We start from the raw sequence: 17,847 nt of genomic DNA, 5'->3' as shown, positions 1-17,847 counted from the left end.
TCCTGGGTGAAATGCCGCCTCTGTCGTGCCAACGACCTTCCCTTCCGGTTCTCCCCAACCCTAGTTGGGGACCTGTCCGGAAGATCCGGGGCGCCTCACGCGGGCCACCCCGGCGGCCACCAGCTCCTTCAGCGGGACGTCCGGTGCCTTGAACACGTTGACGGGGCCGGGAAGCGCCTCCACCAGGTGCGAGACGGCCTCGCGCGGCGCGAGGATCGGGTAGACGCAGTCCGCCCCGGCCTCCAGGTAGCGGCGGCCGCGCACGACCGCCTCGTCCGGCGTACCGCCGCGCAGGAACGTGTCGACGCGGGCGTTGATCACCAGGTCGTCGCCGGCGGCGGCGCGGACGCCGGCGATGTAGGCCGCCTGGACCTCCGGGTCGACGGGCGCGCCGCCGCGGGTGTCCTCGATGTTGCAGCCGGACGCGCCGATCGCGAGGAGGCGGCGGGCCAGGTCCGCGGGTTCGAGGCCGTAGCCCGCCTCGGCGTCCACGGTCACCGGCACGGACGCGGCCCCGATCACGCGGGCGGCGGCGGCGAGCATCTCGTCCACCGGGGCGCCCTCGTGGTCGGGGTATCCGAGCATCGCGGCGACGGCCGCGCTGGCGGTGGCGAGCGCGGGGAATCCCGCCTCCTGGACGATCTGGGCGCTGCCCGCGTCCCACACATTGGGCAGGAGCAGCGGATCGCCGGGGACGTGCAGGGCTCGGAGGCGTGCGGCATCGGTCATGGTCTCTCCTTCTGTCTCCCCCTGGGACGGTCCGGGGCCGGACTTCGTGACATCCGATCTCCGGAGGCCGACCCGTCGATCTTCGCCGGGCGGCGGGTTAGCGTCGAGGGAACGATCGTCCTGAAGGAGGGTGCCATGCTGCCGTGGTCTTCGGATCTCGCGGGACGGCTGACCGAGCACGTCGTCGAGAGCGAGCTGCTGCGGGGGAACCCGCTGGGCGATCCGCACGAGCGGCCCCTGCTGGTGTACGTCCCGCCCGGGTACGACGACGATCCCGGACGGCGGTACCCGAGCGTGTACGTGATCACCGGGTTCACCGGGCACGTCGGGATATGGCGGAACCGGACGCCGTACCGGCGGCCGTTCCCCGAGACGGCCGACGCGGTGTTCGCGTCCGGTGAGGCGCCGCCCGCGATCGTCGTGTTCGTGGACGCGTGGACCGCGCACGGGGGCAGCCAGTACGTCGACTCCCCCGGCACGGGCCGCTACCACTCCTACCTGTGCGACGAGATCGTCCCGTGGGTCGACGCCCGCTACCGGACGCTGGACGCGCCGGAGCACCGGGCGATCAGCGGCAAGTCCAGCGGCGGCTACGGCGCGATGATCACGCCGATGCTGCGGCCGGACCTGTTCGGCGCGCTCGCGACCCATGCGGGCGACGCGCTGTTCGAGTACTGCTACCTGCCGGAATTCCCGAAATGCGTCCGGCATCTGCGCGCCTACGACGGCGACATATGGCGATGGTGGGACGACTTCACCTCCCGGACGTCCTTCACCAAGCCGGAGGACATGGACCTCCTCAACATCCTCGGCATGGCGCTCTGCTATTCGGCGCGCGAGGACGGCGCGCCGGAGCTGCCGTTCGACCCGGTCACGGGCGTCCTGCGCCCGGACGTGTGGGAGCGGTGGCTCGCCTGGGACCCGGTCCGGATGGCTCCAGAGCACGCCGCGGCCCTGCGGTCGCAGCGGGCGATCTGGATCGACGGCGGGACGCGCGACGAGTGGTTCCTGGACGTGGGCGCGGAGGCGTTCCACCGGGCCGTCCTGGACGCCGGGGCCGACCCCGGACGGGTCCGGTTCGAGCTGTTCGACGCGGCGCACGGCGGCATCGACTACCGGTACCCGATGGCGCTGGCGTGGCTGGCGGCGCGCATCGCCCCCTGATCACGGCGTTTCCATTCACATCTCCCCCCGTATTGAAAATCCAATATGAAATTTATTCATTGACTCCTTTCTCGCATGGGGGTGCACTTCAGGACGACTCATCCGGATGAGCCGTCCAACCCCCCAGTCCCCGCTGGGCGGGACCGGGCCGCGCGGAGCGCTCCCACAAGGACCTCCCCGCCGCGCGCCCGCCCGGCCCGTGGAAGGAGCCCCCCGTGAGACACACGACCGCGTTCGGGGCGGCGGCACTTGCCGTCGGCCTCGCCGTGGCGATGTCCGCCCCCGCCACAGGTGCCACCCCCGGCACCGCCGCGGCCGCGCCGGCGCCCGACCCCCGCGCCGTCGCCGCCGCGTCCGCCGACCGGCTGGTCACCGCACGCCCCTCCGTGTTCCGGAAGGCCCCCCAGGACAGGATCGTCCGCAGGGGCGTCGTGTCCGGGCTCCGCGGCCTGCAGCACGTCGCCTACGAGCGGACGTACAAGGGCCTGCCCGTCTACGGCGGCGACTTCGTCGTCACCACCAACGCGACCGGCGGCGTGCTGGACGCGTCCGTCGCGCAGCGCCAGAAGCTCGACGTGTCGACCGAGGCGGGGATCTCCGCCGAGGCCGCCGCGAAGACGGCCCGCGCGAAGGTCGACAAGGCCGAATCCGTCTCCGCGCCCCGCCTGATGGTCGTGGCCGAAGGCACCGGGAAGCTCGTCTACGAGACCGTCGTCACCGGCATGAAGAAGAAGGCCGAGACGAAGCTGCACGTCCTCGTCGACGCCCGGACCGGCAAGGTCACCGAGACCTGGGACGAGGTCGTGCACGCGGCCGACGACCGCAGCAACTACCACGGCACCGTCGACCTCGCCACCGCCGCGACGTCCATGGCGCACCCGACCCGCTCCGGCGTCCGGTGCGGCGGCCAGAACGGCAGCACCTTCACCGGCACCGACAGCGTGTGGGGCAACGGCAGCGGCACCGACCTGGAGACCGCCTGCGTCGACGCCCTCTACGCCATCCAGAAGCAGTGGGAGATGCTCGGCTCCTGGCTCGGCCGCAACGGCATGAACGGCAGCGGCGGCGGGTTCCCCGCCCGCGTCGGCCTCAACCAGGTCAACGCCTACTGGAACGGCAGCTACACCAACTACGGCCACAACCAGGCCGGCACCAAGCAGGCCACGTCCACCGACGTCGTCGCCCACGAGAACGGCCACGCCATCTTCCAGAACACGCCCGGCGGTTCCGGCGGCGGCAACGGCAACGAGAAGGGCGGCCTGAACGAGTCGGCGGGCGACATCTTCGGCACCCTGACCGAGTTCTTCGCGAACGAGCCGTCCTCCCTCGACCCGCCGGACTACCTGATCGGCGAGGAGGTCGACCTGGTCGGCAGCGGCCCGATCCGCAACATGTACAACCCCGGGGCGCTCGGCGACCCGAACTGCTACTCGTCGTCCATCCCGAGCACCGAGGTGCACGCGGCGGCCGGCCCGCAGAACCACTGGTTCTACCTGCTCGCCGAGGGATCGAACCCGACCAACGGCCAGCCCGCCAGCCCGACCTGCAACGGCTCCACCGTGACGGGAATCGGCGTCCAGAAGGCCGGCCAGATCTTCATGGGCGGCCTGAACCGCAAGGTCACGGCGTGGAGCCACGCGCGCGCCCGCCTCGAGACCGTCAACGCGGCGATCGCGCTGTTCCCCGGCTCCGCGACCGAGTGCAACGCGGTCAAGGCGGCGTGGAGCGCCGTGAGCGTCCCCGCCCAGAGCGGTGAGGCGTCCTGCGGCACGCAGCAGAACGACTTCTCGCTGACGCTGAACCCGGCGTCCGGGAGCGCGCAGCCCGGCGGGTCCGTGACCGTCGGGGTGAGCACCGCCACGACCGGTGGGAGCGCGCAGACCGTCCAACTGTCGGCGACCAGCAGCCCGGCCGGGCCGACCGCGACGTTCTCGCCCGCGTCGGTGACGTCCGGCGGCTCCTCGACGATGACGGTGAACGTCCCCTCCGGCACCCCGGACGGCACGTACCGGCTGACGGTCCTCGGTGACGGCGCGTCCGTCGACCGGACCGCCACCTACACGCTGACCGTCGGCTCCGGCGGGCCGGGCGGCACCGTCTTCTCGGACGACTTCGAGACCGACAAGGGCTGGGACGCCGACCCCGGCGGCACCGACACCGCCACCGCGGGCGGCTTCGAGCGGGGCGCCCCGCAGCCGACCACCTACAGCGGGACGAACCTGCAGCTCGCCGCCGCCGGCGGCACCCGCGACCTGGTCACCGGCGCGTCCGCCGGAACCAGCGCGGGGACCTACGACCTCGACGGCGGGACGACGAGCATCCAGTCCCCGGCGATCGCGCTGCCCGGCAGCGGGACGCTGACGCTGCGCTTCTCGTGGTACTTCGCCCACCTGGACAACAGCTCCACGGCCGACTACCTGCGGGTCCGCGTCGTCGGGGCCAACGGGACGAGCACCGTCCTCAACCAGACCGGCGGGCTCACCAACCGGGCCGGGTCGTGGCAGACCGCGAGCTTCGACCTGTCCGCGTTCGCGGGCCAGTCGGTCCGCATCGTGGTCGACGCCGCGGACGCCGGCGGCGCCAGCCTCGTCGAGGGCGGCATCGACAACGTCTCCATCACCCAGGCCTGACCCCCTCTCCATCACCCCCTGCCCGGCCCGTGGCGGGCCTCCGTCCCGCCACGGGCCGCCCCCTGGAGGAACACCATGAGATCGCGCACCATCGCGGCCGCGGGGGCGGCCGTACTGGCCCTCGCGGCCCTCGCGCCGTCCGCGGGCGCCGCGCCCCGCACGGCGGCGGCCGTCGCCGCACCGGACATCTCCCTGGCGAACGTCAAGGCGCACCTGGCGCAGCTGCAGAGCATCGCGACCGCCAACGGCGGCAACCGCGCCCACGGCCGTCCCGGCTACCGGGCGTCCCTCGACTACGTGAAGGCGAAACTGGACGCGGCCGGCTACCAGACCGTGATCCAGTCGTTCACCTACAACGGCGCCACCGGCTACAACCTGATCGCCGACCGGCCGGGCGGCGACGCGAACAACGTCCTGATGACGGGCGCGCACCTCGACAGCGTCGGCTCCGGCGCCGGGATCAACGACAACGGGTCCGGCTCCGCCGCGATCCTGGAGACCGCGCTCACCGTCGCCCGCGAGGGCTACCAGCCCGACCGGCACCTGCGGTTCGCCTGGTGGGGCGCCGAGGAGCTCGGCCTGATCGGCTCGAACCACTACGTCAACAACCTGCCGTCCGCCGAACGCGCGAAGATCGGGGGCTACCTGAACTTCGACATGATCGGCTCCCCGAACCCGGGCTACTTCGCCTACGACGGCGACGGGTCCAGCGGCAGCGGCGGCCCGGCCGGGTCCGCTGAGATCGAGCGGGTGCTGCGGCAGCACTTCACCTCGATCGGCGTCACCGTCCAGGACACCGCGTTCGACGGCCGCTCCGACTACGGGCCGTTCATCCGCGTCGGGATCCCCGCAGGCGGCCTGTTCACGGGCGCCGAGGGCCGCAAGACGACCGCGCAGGCGCAGCTGTGGGGCGGCACGGCGGGCGTCGCGTTCGACCGCTGCTACCACTCGTCCTGCGACACCACGTCCAACATCAACGACACCGCCCTCGACCGGAACTCCGACGCGATCGCGCACGCGATCTGGACCCTCGGCGGGACGGGCGGGCCGCCCGGCGACGTCCTCTACAGCGACGACCTCGAGGGCGACCGGGGCTGGACGGCGAACCCGTCCGGGACCGACACCGCCACCGCGGGCCGGTTCGAGCGGGGCGTCCCGCAGCCCACGAGCAGCTCCGGCACGAGCCTCCAGATCGCCGCGGCGTCCGGAAGCGGCGCCCTGGTCACCGGCGCCTCCGCGGGTTCATCCGCGGGGGCGAACGACGTCGACGGCGGGACGACGAGCATCCAGTCCGCGCCGATCGCCGTGCCCGCCGGGGCGCGGACGCTGTCGTTCGCGTGGTTCCTCGCCCACCTGAACAACGCGTCCTCGACGGACTACCTGCGGGTCCGGATCGTCGGGCCCAACGGGACGGCGACCGTGCTGAACCAGGCCGGGTCGGCGGCGAACAGGGCCGGGGCCTGGCGGACCCAGACCGCCGACATCTCCGCCTACGCGGGGCAGTCGATCCGCATCCTCGTGGACGCCGCGGACGCCGGGACCGGCAGCCTCATCGAGGCCGGCCTGGACGACGTCACGATCACGGGATGACCCGGCGGCCGGGGCGTCCGCCCAGCTCGGAAGGCTGTTTCAAGAGTTTCACCGGCTGTCTCGTCAACATTGAAAATCCAGTCCGGCATGGATCGGTTGACGGGGCCGCCACCGGCACGGTGCACTCTTGATCAGCTCACCCGGGCCGGGCGGACGCCCACGGCCTCGCACGCCCGCGGATGCGGCCGTCCCCCGTCCGGCCGCATCCGCGTCCAGCTCCACCGGCCCCATCCCCGCTCCGGGCCGCCGCGGTGGCTCCCCACCGATCCCGCGGCGGCCCGGACCCGGCGCCCTGTCGGTGGCCCCGGTCACAATGGGGGCATGTGCCGCAGCATCAAGACGCTCCGCCCGCCGTTCGCCGAGGACGTCACCGACGACGACATCCGCGCGGCGGCGCTCCAGTACGTCAGGAAGATCTCCGGGTTCCGCGCCCCCGCGTCCCACAACGCGGAGGCGTTCGACCGGGCCGTCGAGGAGGTGGCGCGCAGCACGGCCGCGCTCCTCGACGCCCTTGAGGTCAGAGGGAGCAGGTGACCGCTACTCGGCGGCGACCAGCTCGGCGATCTGCACGGCGTTGAGCGCCGCGCCCTTGCGGAGGTTGTCGCCGGAGCAGAACAGCGCGAGGCCGTTCTCGACGGTCTCGTCGCGCCGGATGCGGCCCACGTACGTCGGGTCCTGCCCGGCGGCCTGCAGCGGCGTCGGGACGTCCGACAGCACGACACCCGGGGCGCCGGCGAGCAGCTCGGCGGCGCGCTCCGGCGAGATCGGCCGGTCGAACCGGGCGTTGATCTGCAGGGAGTGGCCGGTGAACACCGGCACCCGCACGCAGGTGCCGGAGACCTTCAGCCCCGGGATCTCCAGGATCTTGCGGCTCTCGTTGCGGAGCTTCTGCTCCTCGTCGGTCTCGCCGAGACCGTCGTCCACGATCGAGCCGGCCATCGGCAGGACGTTGAACGCGATCGGCCGCACGTAGACCTTCGGGTCGGGGAACTCGACCGCCGCGCCGTCGTGGGTGAGCCGGTCGGCGGTCCCGATGACCTTCCCCGCCTGCTCGTGAAGCTCGGCGACACCGGCGAGGCCGCTGCCGGACACCGCCTGGTAGGTGGACACGACGAGCGCGGCCAGCCCCGCCTCCTCGTGCAGCGGGCGCAGCACCGGCATCGCGGCCATCGTGGTGCAGTTGGGGTTCGCGATGATCCCCTTGGGCCGGACGCGGGCGGCGTGCGGGTTGACCTCGGAGACGACGAGCGGGACGTCCGGGTCCATCCGCCAGCCCGACGAGTTGTCGATCACGACGGCCCCGGCGGCGGCGACCTTCGGCGCGAGCGCGAGGGACGAGCCCTTGCCCGCCGAGAACAGCACGATGTCGAGCCCGCGGAAGTCGGCGGTCGCGGCGTCCTCGACCGAGACCTCGGTGCCGTTCCAGGGCAGCCTCCGCCCGGCCGACCGCGCCGACGCGAACAGCCGCAGTTCCTCGGCCGGGAACCCGCGCTCGGCGAGGATGCCGCGCATCACGCCCCCGACCTGCCCGGTGGCCCCGACGATCCCGATCCTCATGCCGCTCCTCTGATCATGGCTTCGCGTAAATGGCTTGACCTGGGACAACGAGTCTGCCCCCGGCGAAGTTGCAACGTCCAGTCAATATGCCTTCATCCCGCCGTGAAGCACTACTTAACGGACCTCACACCGCGGGCCGTCAGGCGGGTGTGTCGGCCACGACCCCGGACAGTCCGGCGAAGCGTGCCTTCGCGTCGCGGCTGAGGACGACGCGTCCCGTCTCCAGGGCGTGCGCGGCGATGATCAGGTCGTGCGCGCCGCGCGGTGCCCCGGCCCGGCGGACGTCCGCGATCAGCCGGGCGTGGTGGACGGCGGTGGTCGCGGTGTAGTCCAGCACCTCGATCACGGACGTGATCGCCGCGAGGGCGCGGGAGCGGGCCGCGGCGCGCTCCGCCGAGTCGGCGAGCTCGATCCCGCTCCGGTACTCGGCGACCGTCACCGCGGCGACGGCGAGGTCGTCGCCGTCGAGCGCGAGACGGTCGATGGTGCCGCGCTCGTAGGCGATCAGCACGTTGGTGTCGAGGATCAGGCGTCGGCCCACGGGTCGCCCTCATCCGCGGTCAGCAGGTGCCGGGCCGCGTCGATGTCCGCCTCGAACCGGTCGTCCGGCGGCGGTACGTCGGCGAGCGCCGCGCGCAAGTCCGCCCCCGTGCGGCGGCGAGCCGGCCCGATCTCGGCGATGGCGCGGTTCCCGCGGGTGATCGTGATGGTCTCGCCGTGCTCGATCGCGTCGAGGAGCTCCGAGAACCTCCTGGACGCCTCGGTGGCCGTCCAATTCCGCATGGCACCATCATATCTGATTATCAGATTCTGTCCCGGGTGTCAGCGGAAGGCGTCCAGACCGGTGATGGCCTTGCCCAGGGTCAGGAGGTGCACCTCCTGCGTCCCCTCGTAGGTGAGGACGCTCTCCAGGTTGTTCATGTGGCGGATCACCGGATACTCCAGCGTGATGCCGTTGGCGCCGAGGATCGTCCGGGCCTGGCGGGCCACGTCGATCGCGGCGCGGACGTTCGCGAGCTTGCCGAACGAGACCTGCTGCGGTGTGACGGTGCCCTCATCCTTCAGGCGGCCGATGTGCAGGGCGGTCAGGCCCGCCTGGCCCAGCGCGACCTCCATCCAGGCGAGCTTCTCCTGGGTGAGCTGGAACGCGCCGATCGGCTTGCCGAACTGCTCGCGGGTCCTGGCGTAGTCGACGGCCGCCTCGTAGCAGGAGCGGCCCGCGCCGACCGCGCCCCAGAGGATGCCGTAGCGGGCCTCCGACAGGCAGCCGAGCGGGCCCTTCAGGCCCTTCACGTCCGGCAGCATCGCGTCGGCGGGCAGGCGCACGTCGTCCAGCACCAGTTCCGAGGTGACGGACGCCCGCAGCGACAGCTTCCGGTGGATGTCGCTCGCCGTGAACCCCGGCGTCCCCGCCGGGACGAGGAAGCCGCGGATGCCGTCGTCGGTCCGCGCCCACACGACGGCCACATCGGCGACCGAGCCGTTCGTGATCCACATCTTGGCGCCGTTCAGCACCCAGTCGGTCCCGTCGCGGCGGGCGTGCGTGCGCATGTCGCCCGGGTCGGAGCCGCGATCGGGCTCGGTCAGCCCGAAGCAGCCGATCGCCTCGCCGGCCGCCATGCGCGGCAGCCACTCGCGCTTCTGCTCCTCCGACCCGTACTTGTGGATCGCCGCCATCGCCAGGGACCCCTGGACGGACACGAAGCTGCGCAGCCCCGAATCCGCCGCCTCCAGCTCGCGGCACGCCACCCCGTACGCGACGGCGCTCGTCCCGGCGCAGCCGTGGCCGCGCAGATGCATGCCCAGCAGCCCCAGCTCGCCGAGTTCCGGCGCCAGCTCGCGGGCCGGGAACGTGCCGTCCTCGAACCAGCCGGCCAGATGCGGCGCGATCCTCTCCGCGACGAACCCCCGTACCGTGTCGCGGACGAGGCGCTCCTCGTCCGTCAGCCGGTCGTCGACGCGCAGCACGTCCATGCGGGGGCATCCTCTCTCCGGGACCTTTCGGTCGCCAGGGTATGACGTCGCCGTCCCGGGGTCGGGCTCAGGGACGAGTCAGGGACGATCCCGATGTCATAACCGGCGGCGAGTGGGCAGGATCGAGGTCATGGACATGGACAAGAACATCACCGGCACCTCGACCCCGACCCCGACCCAGCAGCTGCGCCGCACGCGGGAGGGTCGCCTCCTCGCGGGCGTCTGCTCCGGCGTGGGCCGCTACATGAACGTCGACCCCAACATGGTCCGCCTCGGCCTCGGCGCCTTCACCCTGTTCGGCGGTGCCGGGATCGCCCTCTACGTGATCGCGTGGGTGCTGATCCCCGAGGAGGGCGCCCCGACGTCGATCGCCGAGGACCTGATCCGGAAGGCGAGCGATTCCCCGACCGTCCAGGACACCGTCCAGAAGGCGAAGGACGGCCTGAACAAGACCCGCACGACCGTCTAGCCGGCGGCCGCCGAGCGGGACACCTCCGCCGGGCGGGACGGGACGTCGACGGGCACGGCCTCGGCGTCCCCCTGCATGGCGGCGATGACGCCGCCGCGGATCTGGTGCCAGCCCAGCGTCAGCATCGCGGCGGCCGACACTCCGAGGACGCCCGCCAGCGCGACGACCGCCTCGGGGCCGAGGAACTGCGCAGCGGCCCCGCCCGCCAGGATGCCGAGGCCCTGTCCGGCCAGGATGCCGGACTGGGCCAGCCCGAACGCCTGCCCGCGCCCGGCCGCGGGGACGGCCGCGACGAACGCCGCGTTCGCCGCGAGCTGGTACGCGCTGCCCAGCCCCGACATCGCCCACAGCGCCACCACCGCCCACAGCGGCGGATGAGTCGCCGACACCACCAGCGGCAGGGACGCCAGCATCGACATCCAGCCCATCGCGCGCAGCCGATCAGTCGGACGGACAAACCGGCTGAACAGGAACATGCCGGTCACCATGCCCGCGGGCATCGCCGACATCAGCAGCCCCACCGTGCCGGCGCCGCCGTCGAACGTCGCCGCGTACGGGGCCGCCAGCCCTTCGGGGACCGTGTAGAACGCGCACAGCCACGCGAACGCGACGATCGACCGCAGCGTCCGGTCGCCGAACACCAGCCGCGCCCCGTCCCGCGTGCCCCGCCACAGCCCTGCGGGCTCGCGCTCGCGCCGCCTGGGCGCCGGCCGCGCCCGCACCCCGCCGATCAGGAGCAGCGCCGACAGGCCGAAGGTCAGCGCGTCCAGGGCCAGCGCCTCATGGGTGCCGACGACCGCGACGATCGCGCCGCCGGCCAGGAAGCCCAGCATCTGCGTGCCCTGATGGGTCATGTTGTTGATCGCCGTGCCGGCCACGTACCGATCGCCGGACAGGACGTCCGGCAGCACCGCCGCCCGCGCGGCCGAGAACGGCGCGCCCAGCAGAACGGTCAGGAACACCAGCCCGCACAGCAGGACGAACGGCATCGGCGTGACCGCCATGACCGCCACCAGCACGGCCCGCAGCACGTCGCAGACGACCATGACCGTGCGGCGGGGGAACAGGTCGGCGAGGCCGGACAGCACCGGCCCGCCGACGATCGGCGGCAGGTAGGTGAGGGCGTACGCGACCGCCGTCAGCAGCGCCGAGTTCGTCTTCTGGAACACCAGGACGGCCAGCGCCACCTGGGCGAGCTGGTCGCCTACGGAGGACAGCGCCTGCGCCGTCCAGAGGGCACGGAACTCGCCTACCGCGAACACCTCGCGGTAGGTCGCCTGCTCTTCCGGCGGACGCCGATGCCGGCCGCCGACCCGCCTTCCCGCCACGCACGCTCCAGTTCAGCCGTCCTGGACGACGACCTTCCTATTAACTCACGCAGCGTGGCAGTCGTGTGACCTACAGTGCCTGATTGGTGAAACTCTTTTGCCGCAGGGCTCAGTACCCCAGCTCATGGAGGCGACGGTCATCGATCCCGAAATGGTGGGCGATCTCGTGGACGACAGTGATCCGCACTTCCTCGACCACGTCCTCCGGGGTGTCGCAGATGCCCAGGATCTCCCGCCGGTAGATCGAGATGTGGTCGGGCAGCACGGCCCCGTACCAGTCGCCGCGCTCCGTGAGGGGTATGCCCTGATAAAGACCGAGCAGTCCGGGCTCAGGCGCGTCGTCCTCGACCACGATGACGACGTTCCGCATGTGCGCGGTCAGCTCCTGCGGGACGCTGTCGAGGGCCTCCGCGACCAGGTCCTCGAACGCCTCCCTCGGCATATCGATCACACCGGCCATTCTGCTCGACAAAAGGAGGATCAGTGCTACGGACTCACGTCCGTCCCGCCCTGTCGCGAACTCTCACCCGTCTCCGCCCCCTCGGGCATTCCCTCCGGACCGCCGCCACCGGACGCTGGGCCCGCCTCACCCTGGTGGTGCTCGTCGGCCTCGGCGCGGGCTATATCGGGCTCGTCCTCGGCGGCCGCGCCGAGACCCCCGTCGGCCCCACCGAAGTCCAGCTGACCCTCCACCCCGCCTGGTCCGGCGGCACCCGGATCGAACTGCCGCCCCTCGGCGCCCTCGAACTCGACACCCACTGGGGGCCCGTCGCGCTCGAGGCCACCGTCACGGACCTGCGCACGGACGAGGCGCGCAAACTGATCGAGTCCGACACCGAAATCGACCACGTCACCGACCGCATCGCCGCCGACCTCTGGCACGGCGTCGTGGTCCTCCTCATCCGCGCCGGGCTCATCGCGCTGGCCGCGTCGTTCCTCGGGTCCCTCGCTCTGTTCCGCTCCCTGCGCCGCGCCGTGCTCGGTCTCTCGTCCGGCGCGGTCGGGCTCGTCGCCGTCACCCTCGTCGCCTGGCTCAGCTTCAACCCCCAGTCCGTCGCCGAGCCCCGCTACACGGGCCTGCTGTCGAACGCCCCCCAGGTCGTCGGCGACGCGCGCGGCGTCGTCGAGCGCTTCTCCGCGTACCGCACCCAGCTCGCCCGCCTCGTCAGCAACGTCTCCGAGCTCTACACGACGACCTCGCAGCTCCCCACCTACCAGCCCGACCCGTCCACCCTCCGCGTCCTGCACGTGTCCGACATCCACATCAACCCCACGGCGTGGAACATCATCAAGTCCGTCAGCACCCAGTTCAAGGTCGACCTGATCATCGACAGCGGCGACCTCATGGACCACGGCAGCAAGCCGGAGGACCGCTTCGCCGACGAGATATCCGAACTGGGCGTCCCCTACGTCTACGTCCGGGGCAACCACGACTCCAAGGGCACCCAGCAGGCCGTCGCCCGCCAGAAGAACGCCATCGTCCTGGACGACGAGACCCGCGAAGTGAAGGGCCTGCGCATCTACGGCGTCGGCGACCCCCGCTTCACCCCGGACAAGAGCACCCGGGACGACTACGTGGGCGCCGACCAGCTCCGCGCCCAGGGCCTCCTGCTGGCCGAAAAGCTGCGCGGCACCGGCAACGTCCCCGACATCGCCGTCGCCCACGACCCGAATGAAGCCGCCGCGTTCTCCGGCCTGACGCCGCTGATCCTGGCCGGCCACACCCACACCCGCTCCACGAAGCTCCTGCCGTCGGGCAGCCGCCTGTTCGTCCAGGGCTCCACGGGCGGCGCGGGCCTGCGCGGCCTCGAGCACGAGGAGCCGACCCCGATCGAGCTGTCGGTCCTGTACTTCAGCCGGGCGACGCACCGCCTCCAGGGCTGGGACGACCTGCGCCTGGGCGGCCTGGGCCTCACGTCCGCCCAGATCGAGCGGACCCTGGAACCGCATCCGGACCGGGCGATCACGCCGCCGCCGCCGTCCCCGGCCCCGTCCCCGACGTCCCCGTTCCCGACCGAATGGCCCGCGACCAGCCCGTCCCCGACCCCGTCCGGATCGCGATCGGAGGAACCCCGGTAACCGTTTGCGCGCCGCCCCACCCTGTCCCCTATGCTTGACCAGGTCGAGTGACGGTCACCACCGTCACCGTGGGCCCCCTTCGTCTAGCGGCCTAGGACGCCGCCCTTTCAAGGCGGTAGCGCCGGTTCGAATCCGGTAGGGGGTACGCCGTAGACCGGCGCGCGGTCCCGTTTCGGCGGCCCCAATCGCCGCAGCCGCCGCGTCGTGTTGGGTGCCGACGATCTCGGACGTGATCGTGACCTCGCAGTCCATGCGGCCGGTCTTCCGGTCGTAGCGCATCCGCAGCCGGAACACATCCAGCAGCCGCCGCAGCACCGGCCCCGGAACCCGCCCCAGATCGATCGCTCCGGCCGGAAGCAGATCCAGCAGTTCAGGGTAGGGGCGCGGGGGCGCCGTACTCCGGACTTCCCGTAGCTTGGCTTGTGCGGCTTCCAGGTCGGCGGCGATCTGAGCGGCGCGTTCGTTGATGTTCTGGACGAACGCCTGGCTGGGATCATCCAGTTGTTCAAGCGGATCCAGCACCCGCGCCCGGCGACGACCGAGATCCGCGATCTTGGTTTCCAGGGCTGCGACATGCGCTTCATGTTCACGCAGATGTCGATCGTCCAGCCGGACGAGCAGCGTCTCAAGACGCTCCCGGCGATGGGCGCCGAAGATCTCCCGATTGAAGAAGTCGTTCAGCCCCGCGATGAGAGGCTCTTCACGGATCCGCACCACTGCGGGATGCCCTTCAGGCAGGTGAGAGCGTTTCGGGCTGCAGACGTAGTACAGCCGTCCCCGATCGTTCTTGCCGAACATCCGGCGTTCGCAGTCGGCACAGGTGATGAAGGACCGCAGGACGTACGGGTGTTCGGTGTCTTCGGCATCGGTTCGGCCGGGACGGCTGCGAGACCGTCTCCGGACCAGTGCTACTTGCTGCGCTTCGACGAAGGTCTTGACGCTGACGAGACCTGGGTGGGTGGGTTCGCTGGACCACACCCACGCCTCGGGCGGGTTGTTCCTTCCCCCCGCCGAGGAGGTCGCCTTTCGGTTCCACACCATGTAGCCGGTGTACTTGGGATTGGACAGGACGTCTCGAACTGAGGAGTAGGTCCATCTGCCCACGGTGCGGGTCTTCGCCGTGGCGACAGGCGCCGGGTACCGCTCCAGATCGACGTTCAACCGGTCGGCGATCGCCTCATAACCGAGGCGTTCGGCGATGCGGATCTCGAAGATCGTCTGGACGACCGGCCCACGCACTGGATCGGGGATCAGCACGTGCTTGGTCGCACCCTGTTCGCGGCGGGCGGCGACCGGATGAGGGACCTTCTGGGCCAGATAGCCGTACGGAGGTCGCCCGACGTTGAAGCCCTGCTCGGTGTGGATCTCGAACCCACCCCAGGACTTCTCCAGCATCTCCAGGACGTACCACTCGGCCACCCCCTGCTTCACCCGTCGCGTGAGCACCTGGGAGGAGCGTTTCCCGTTCAGGCTGATCGGTTCGTCGGACGCCCACAGCGGGATGCCGAGCTTCTCCAGGGTGTTCTCGATCTGGGTTCCGACGTAGGTCCGGCGCGCGATCCGGTCGACGGACTCACAGATCACCACATCGAACCGTCGGTCGGGTTGGGCAGCCTCCAGCAGCAGGTCCTGGATGCCGCCGTCCCGCGGAATCGGGATGTTGAACCGCTCGTGCCCACGCCCGAAACCACGTGCGTCGAGATCCTTGCGTCCGGACTCGATGTCGTAGAAGTGCGCGACGATGACGGCTTGGCCCGGTAGCGCGGTGTGCAGCGCGGTCTGGCTGTTGGCGAGTTGGCGCGGGAGCGACAGGGTCGGATCCTGCTTGTCCTCGGTCGAGGTCCGTCCCGCGAAGGCCACCCGCAGCGGCCCGTCCAGCCGAAACCCCCCGCCGGGGCCGGTCAGTCCTGCGGATCGGCTGCTGTGGGTCCCTTTGGTGAACACATCGAGTGGGATCGGGCTGCGTGATTCGCCCACCAAGTCAACACCTCCTTGATCGCGCCTGCCTGTGCCCGGGCGAGTTCACTCTCGACCGATGGGTCCGCGAGGTTCAGCCGCCAGGTCATTTGAGGCTGCTCGGTACGTGCCTGTTTCTGCTTCTCCGGCTCGCTCACCGGCTCGCCATCCGCCGGGGAGCGGGGACGTCGTGGCCCGTGTGCGGCCGGGCCACACATGACGGCACACCTTCAGGCTCAAGAACAAGGCTGCAGACGCGGCGGCCGTTACAGCACTTGCTGCAGCGGCGTTCGAGGTTGTGGCGCTTGCTACTTCCGTGGAAGTGCAGACCGGTCTGCGCGTTGACGGGCGGCATGGTGACAGGCGGCGTGATGTGCTGAGGCCGTCCCGGCGGACTGGTCAGGTGCCAGGCATCGCCACACCGGTCAGCGCGCAGCCGGACACCAGGGGCCGCGATGCGGACGGCCTGCCGCGCGGTGCGCCGGGTGGCGTAACGGGCACGCCCGCAGCGCCCGCACAGACCGGTCTGAAGGATGGCCAGCATCTCCAGCCCCCGGTGGCGCCCGGCCTGCCTCCTGTGTCGGTTCTCGGTCATCGGTTCGCCTCCGGCAGGTCGGTCGCGGGCTGGAAGAGCAGGAGATCCTCGTGGGCGGTGGCACAGGCGGGAATGCCTCGGTCGCGGGCACGGCGCGTCTCGAGCATCTGGAAGAAGGAGGCCCGGTTGACCAGTCGGCCGTCTCGCAGTCCCGCCAGGAGAGCGGCGTGGCGACCGGTCAGCGCCAGACCGTTCTGACAGGCAGTGTCGATGACCTGGCCCGGTAGATCGATCAGCTCGCCCTTGACGCGGATGGGACGGACGGTCACCGCGATCACACCGCCGGGTCGCAGCAAGGTGGCGCTGCCGACGAGGATGCGCCCAAAACCGTCCAGGAGGCCGGGCAGCGGCTGATGGGCGAGGTTGCCGCGGTCGGTGGAGTAGCGGTGGTGGCGCTTGTCGATCTTCCCCCCGCCGTTGTCGCGTCCGGAGCGGATGTGCCCGTGCGTGTGCGATCCGTACGGTGGTGAGGTGAGCACCAGCGCTGCCTTCCCGCGCAGCGCCCGGTAGATGGTGGCGATGCTGCGGGCGTCCCCGCAGGCCATCTGCGGAGTCCCTGTGGCCCCTTGAGAGCGGGCGAGCCTCAGATTGCCCAGTGCGAGGTGGACGAAGTCGGCCTCGTACTCCACTCCGGCGGCGTTGCGGCCGAGGTGAATGGCCTCGACCAGAGTTGTGCCGATGCCGCACATCGGGTCGACCACCAGATCTCCAGGGAGCGTGAACGCCTCGATGAGGGTGGCGGCGATGGCCGGCAGCATCTTGCCGGGGTGGCGCATCGACTCTGCTGTGTAGCGTCCCTGGCGCTGCAACCGGGACGGTCGCTGTCCAGTCGCCAGCACCGACACCCACCCCGTCCCTGGGACAAGAGGGTTCTGGTTCATCGGGCGCCCCCGTTCTCCTGCCGAACCGAGGGTTTGATGAAAAGGCAGACGTCGGCGTGAACACTCACCGGCGGCGGCAGCGCGTGGCAGCCGGTCCGGCGGAGCTGGGCCAGGTCGGCCGGTCCGGCCTGGACGGCCAAGGTGTCACCGTCGATGGGGACGCGCAGCGCGATGACGTGCTGAACGTAGCGGAACCCCAGCCCCTGAGCCTGGCGGATGATGCGCGGCGCCGGGTCGATGAGGCGTCCGACCTGGTGGCGGGCCGTGGTGATGATCGCAAGGACGCCGCCCGGTCGCAGCACCTTCCACGCCGACGCCAGGAACAGGCCGAGTTGTTCGCTGCTGAGCATCCACAGGTCCGCCCGGCAGGCCGGGCATCCGCGTTCCGTGCTCCTGCGCGGTGGGTTGCCACCGCTCTCGTACGGCGGTGGCGCGGCGATGACCAGGCCGACCTCGCCGAGGCGGTCGGCCAAACCGCGTGCCATCTGGTCGGGCCGGACCGGCCGCATCTCCACCCGCTCCAACCGCTCCGCCGGCAGGGTGGCGCGCAGGCGGGCCCCGATGTGCTGGGCAAGCGGGAAGTGCGGGACCAGGGCGATACCGCGTCGGCCTAGGTCGGCAGCGCCGACCAGGGCGGCCTCGCTGCTGGTGAAGCCTTCGGCGACCAGGTCGCCCTCGGAGGTGCAGGTGCCGATCAGGTGCCGGGCCAGCTCCCGGCAGACCATCTGCCGGTGCCTCAGGCAAAGGCCCGCCGCCGGACCGGCGGCCTGCACACCCTTGTTGGTGTCAGAGGTGATCTCTGAGGCGCCCCGGATCTTCCGGACAGGTCCCCAACTAGGGTTGGGGAGAACCGGAAGGGAAGGTCGTTGGCACGACAGAGGCGGCATTTCACCCA

General features: G+C 71.3%; 15 protein-coding genes, 1 tRNA gene and 2 pseudogenes. 8 read left to right on the top strand and 10 right to left on the bottom strand.

All coding sequences use genetic code 11. The annotated features are described in order from the left end of the window. Window positions 1-60 precede the first annotated feature (60 nt). Complete coding sequence (locus IE99_RS0127945) at window positions 61-729, bottom strand: isocitrate lyase/PEP mutase family protein (protein WP_051713445.1); 669 nt, start codon at window positions 727-729, stop codon at window positions 61-63. Between the two features lie 135 nt (window positions 730-864). On the opposite strand from IE99_RS0127945, the gene IE99_RS0127940 reads away from it, so the two are divergent. The 4 genes from IE99_RS0127940 to IE99_RS0127925 all read left to right on the top strand — a co-directional run bounded on the left by IE99_RS0127940 (window position 865) and on the right by IE99_RS0127925 (window position 6,647). Beyond that, window positions 865-1,893, top strand: a complete 1,029-nt coding sequence (locus IE99_RS0127940; RefSeq protein WP_030177270.1) for an alpha/beta hydrolase — start codon at window positions 865-867, stop codon at window positions 1,891-1,893. A 215-nt stretch (window positions 1,894-2,108) separates the two neighbouring features. After that, window positions 2,109-4,523, top strand: a complete 2,415-nt coding sequence (locus IE99_RS29875; RefSeq protein WP_245623373.1) for a M4 family metallopeptidase — start codon at window positions 2,109-2,111, stop codon at window positions 4,521-4,523. Window positions 4,524-4,598: 75 nt separating this feature from the next. Beyond that, window positions 4,599-6,113 carry a M28 family peptidase gene (locus IE99_RS0127930; protein ID WP_030177266.1) on the top strand — a complete coding sequence of 505 codons (1,515 nt, stop codon included), beginning with the start codon at window positions 4,599-4,601 and terminating at the stop codon, window positions 6,111-6,113. 321 nt (window positions 6,114-6,434) lie between these two features. Then, window positions 6,435-6,647 (top strand): DUF2277 domain-containing protein, encoded by a 213-nt coding sequence (locus IE99_RS0127925; RefSeq protein WP_030177264.1) that lies wholly within the window; start codon window positions 6,435-6,437, stop codon window positions 6,645-6,647. 3 nt (window positions 6,648-6,650) lie between these two features. On the opposite strand, the gene IE99_RS0127920 is transcribed toward IE99_RS0127925, so the two are convergent. The 4 genes from IE99_RS0127920 to IE99_RS0127905 all read right to left on the bottom strand — a co-directional run bounded on the left by IE99_RS0127920 (window position 6,651) and on the right by IE99_RS0127905 (window position 9,644). Next, window positions 6,651-7,670 (bottom strand): aspartate-semialdehyde dehydrogenase, encoded by a 1,020-nt coding sequence (locus IE99_RS0127920; protein ID WP_030177263.1) that lies wholly within the window; start codon window positions 7,668-7,670, stop codon window positions 6,651-6,653. A gap of 139 nt (window positions 7,671-7,809) precedes the next feature. After that, window positions 7,810-8,211, bottom strand: coding sequence for a type II toxin-antitoxin system VapC family toxin (locus IE99_RS0127915; protein ID WP_030177261.1), 402 nt, complete (start codon window positions 8,209-8,211; stop codon window positions 7,810-7,812). After that, window positions 8,196-8,453 (bottom strand): type II toxin-antitoxin system Phd/YefM family antitoxin, encoded by a 258-nt coding sequence (locus IE99_RS0127910; RefSeq protein ID WP_030177256.1) that lies wholly within the window; start codon window positions 8,451-8,453, stop codon window positions 8,196-8,198. Before IE99_RS0127910 ends, IE99_RS0127915 begins: the two co-directional genes overlap by 16 nt. 39 nt (window positions 8,454-8,492) lie before the next feature. Further along, window positions 8,493-9,644, bottom strand: coding sequence for an acyl-CoA dehydrogenase family protein (locus tag IE99_RS0127905; protein WP_030177255.1), 1,152 nt, complete (start codon window positions 9,642-9,644; stop codon window positions 8,493-8,495). A gap of 130 nt (window positions 9,645-9,774) precedes the next feature. Here IE99_RS0127905 and IE99_RS0127900 point away from each other — a divergent pair, with 130 nt between their 5' ends. Further along, window positions 9,775-10,113, top strand: coding sequence for a PspC domain-containing protein (locus tag IE99_RS0127900; protein WP_037560219.1), 339 nt, complete (start codon window positions 9,775-9,777; stop codon window positions 10,111-10,113). Here IE99_RS0127900 and IE99_RS0127895 read toward each other — a convergent pair. Beyond that, window positions 10,110-11,441, bottom strand: coding sequence for an MFS transporter (locus tag IE99_RS0127895; protein WP_051713443.1), 1,332 nt, complete (start codon window positions 11,439-11,441; stop codon window positions 10,110-10,112). The genes IE99_RS0127900 and IE99_RS0127895 overlap by 4 nt on opposite strands. Window positions 11,442-11,550: 109 nt before the next feature. Next, window positions 11,551-11,901, bottom strand: coding sequence for a metallopeptidase family protein (locus tag IE99_RS0127890; RefSeq protein ID WP_425423863.1), 351 nt, complete (start codon window positions 11,899-11,901; stop codon window positions 11,551-11,553). 23 nt (window positions 11,902-11,924) lie between these two features. Here IE99_RS0127890 and IE99_RS0127885 point away from each other — a divergent pair, with 23 nt between their 5' ends. Together IE99_RS0127885 and IE99_RS0127880 are read left to right on the top strand one after the other, a co-directional pair. Then, on the top strand, window positions 11,925-13,520 hold the full coding sequence (locus tag IE99_RS0127885; RefSeq protein WP_245623372.1) for a metallophosphoesterase family protein: 1,596 nt from the start codon (window positions 11,925-11,927) through the stop codon (window positions 13,518-13,520). A 72-nt stretch (window positions 13,521-13,592) separates the two neighbouring features. Further along, window positions 13,593-13,665, top strand: a tRNA-Glu gene (locus tag IE99_RS0127880). Window positions 13,666-14,270: 605 nt separating this feature from the next. Here the strand turns inward: IE99_RS0127880 and IE99_RS33765 are convergent. Further along, window positions 14,271-14,759: pseudogene (locus tag IE99_RS33765) on the bottom strand (recombinase family protein); the annotation flags it as partial. A gap of 18 nt (window positions 14,760-14,777) precedes the next feature. On the opposite strand from IE99_RS33765, the gene IE99_RS33290 reads away from it, so the two are divergent. Further along, the gene (locus IE99_RS33290) at window positions 14,778-15,281 is read left to right on the top strand and encodes a hypothetical protein (protein WP_245623371.1); all 504 of its coding nucleotides are present in this window, start codon (window positions 14,778-14,780) and stop codon (window positions 15,279-15,281) included. Window positions 15,282-16,067: 786 nt separating this feature from the next. On the opposite strand, the gene IE99_RS0127860 is transcribed toward IE99_RS33290, so the two are convergent. Then, window positions 16,068-16,916, bottom strand: coding sequence for a TRM11 family SAM-dependent methyltransferase (locus IE99_RS0127860; RefSeq protein WP_211258951.1), 849 nt, complete (start codon window positions 16,914-16,916; stop codon window positions 16,068-16,070). A gap of 32 nt (window positions 16,917-16,948) precedes the next feature. Continuing rightward, window positions 16,949-17,847: pseudogene (locus IE99_RS0127855) on the bottom strand (hypothetical protein); the annotation flags it as partial.

Source organism: Spirillospora albida, assembly GCF_000718255.1.
Classification (GTDB): Bacteria; Actinomycetota; Actinomycetes; order Streptosporangiales; family Streptosporangiaceae; genus Spirillospora; species Spirillospora albida.
This window is presented reverse-complemented; position numbering and strand designations above follow the sequence as displayed.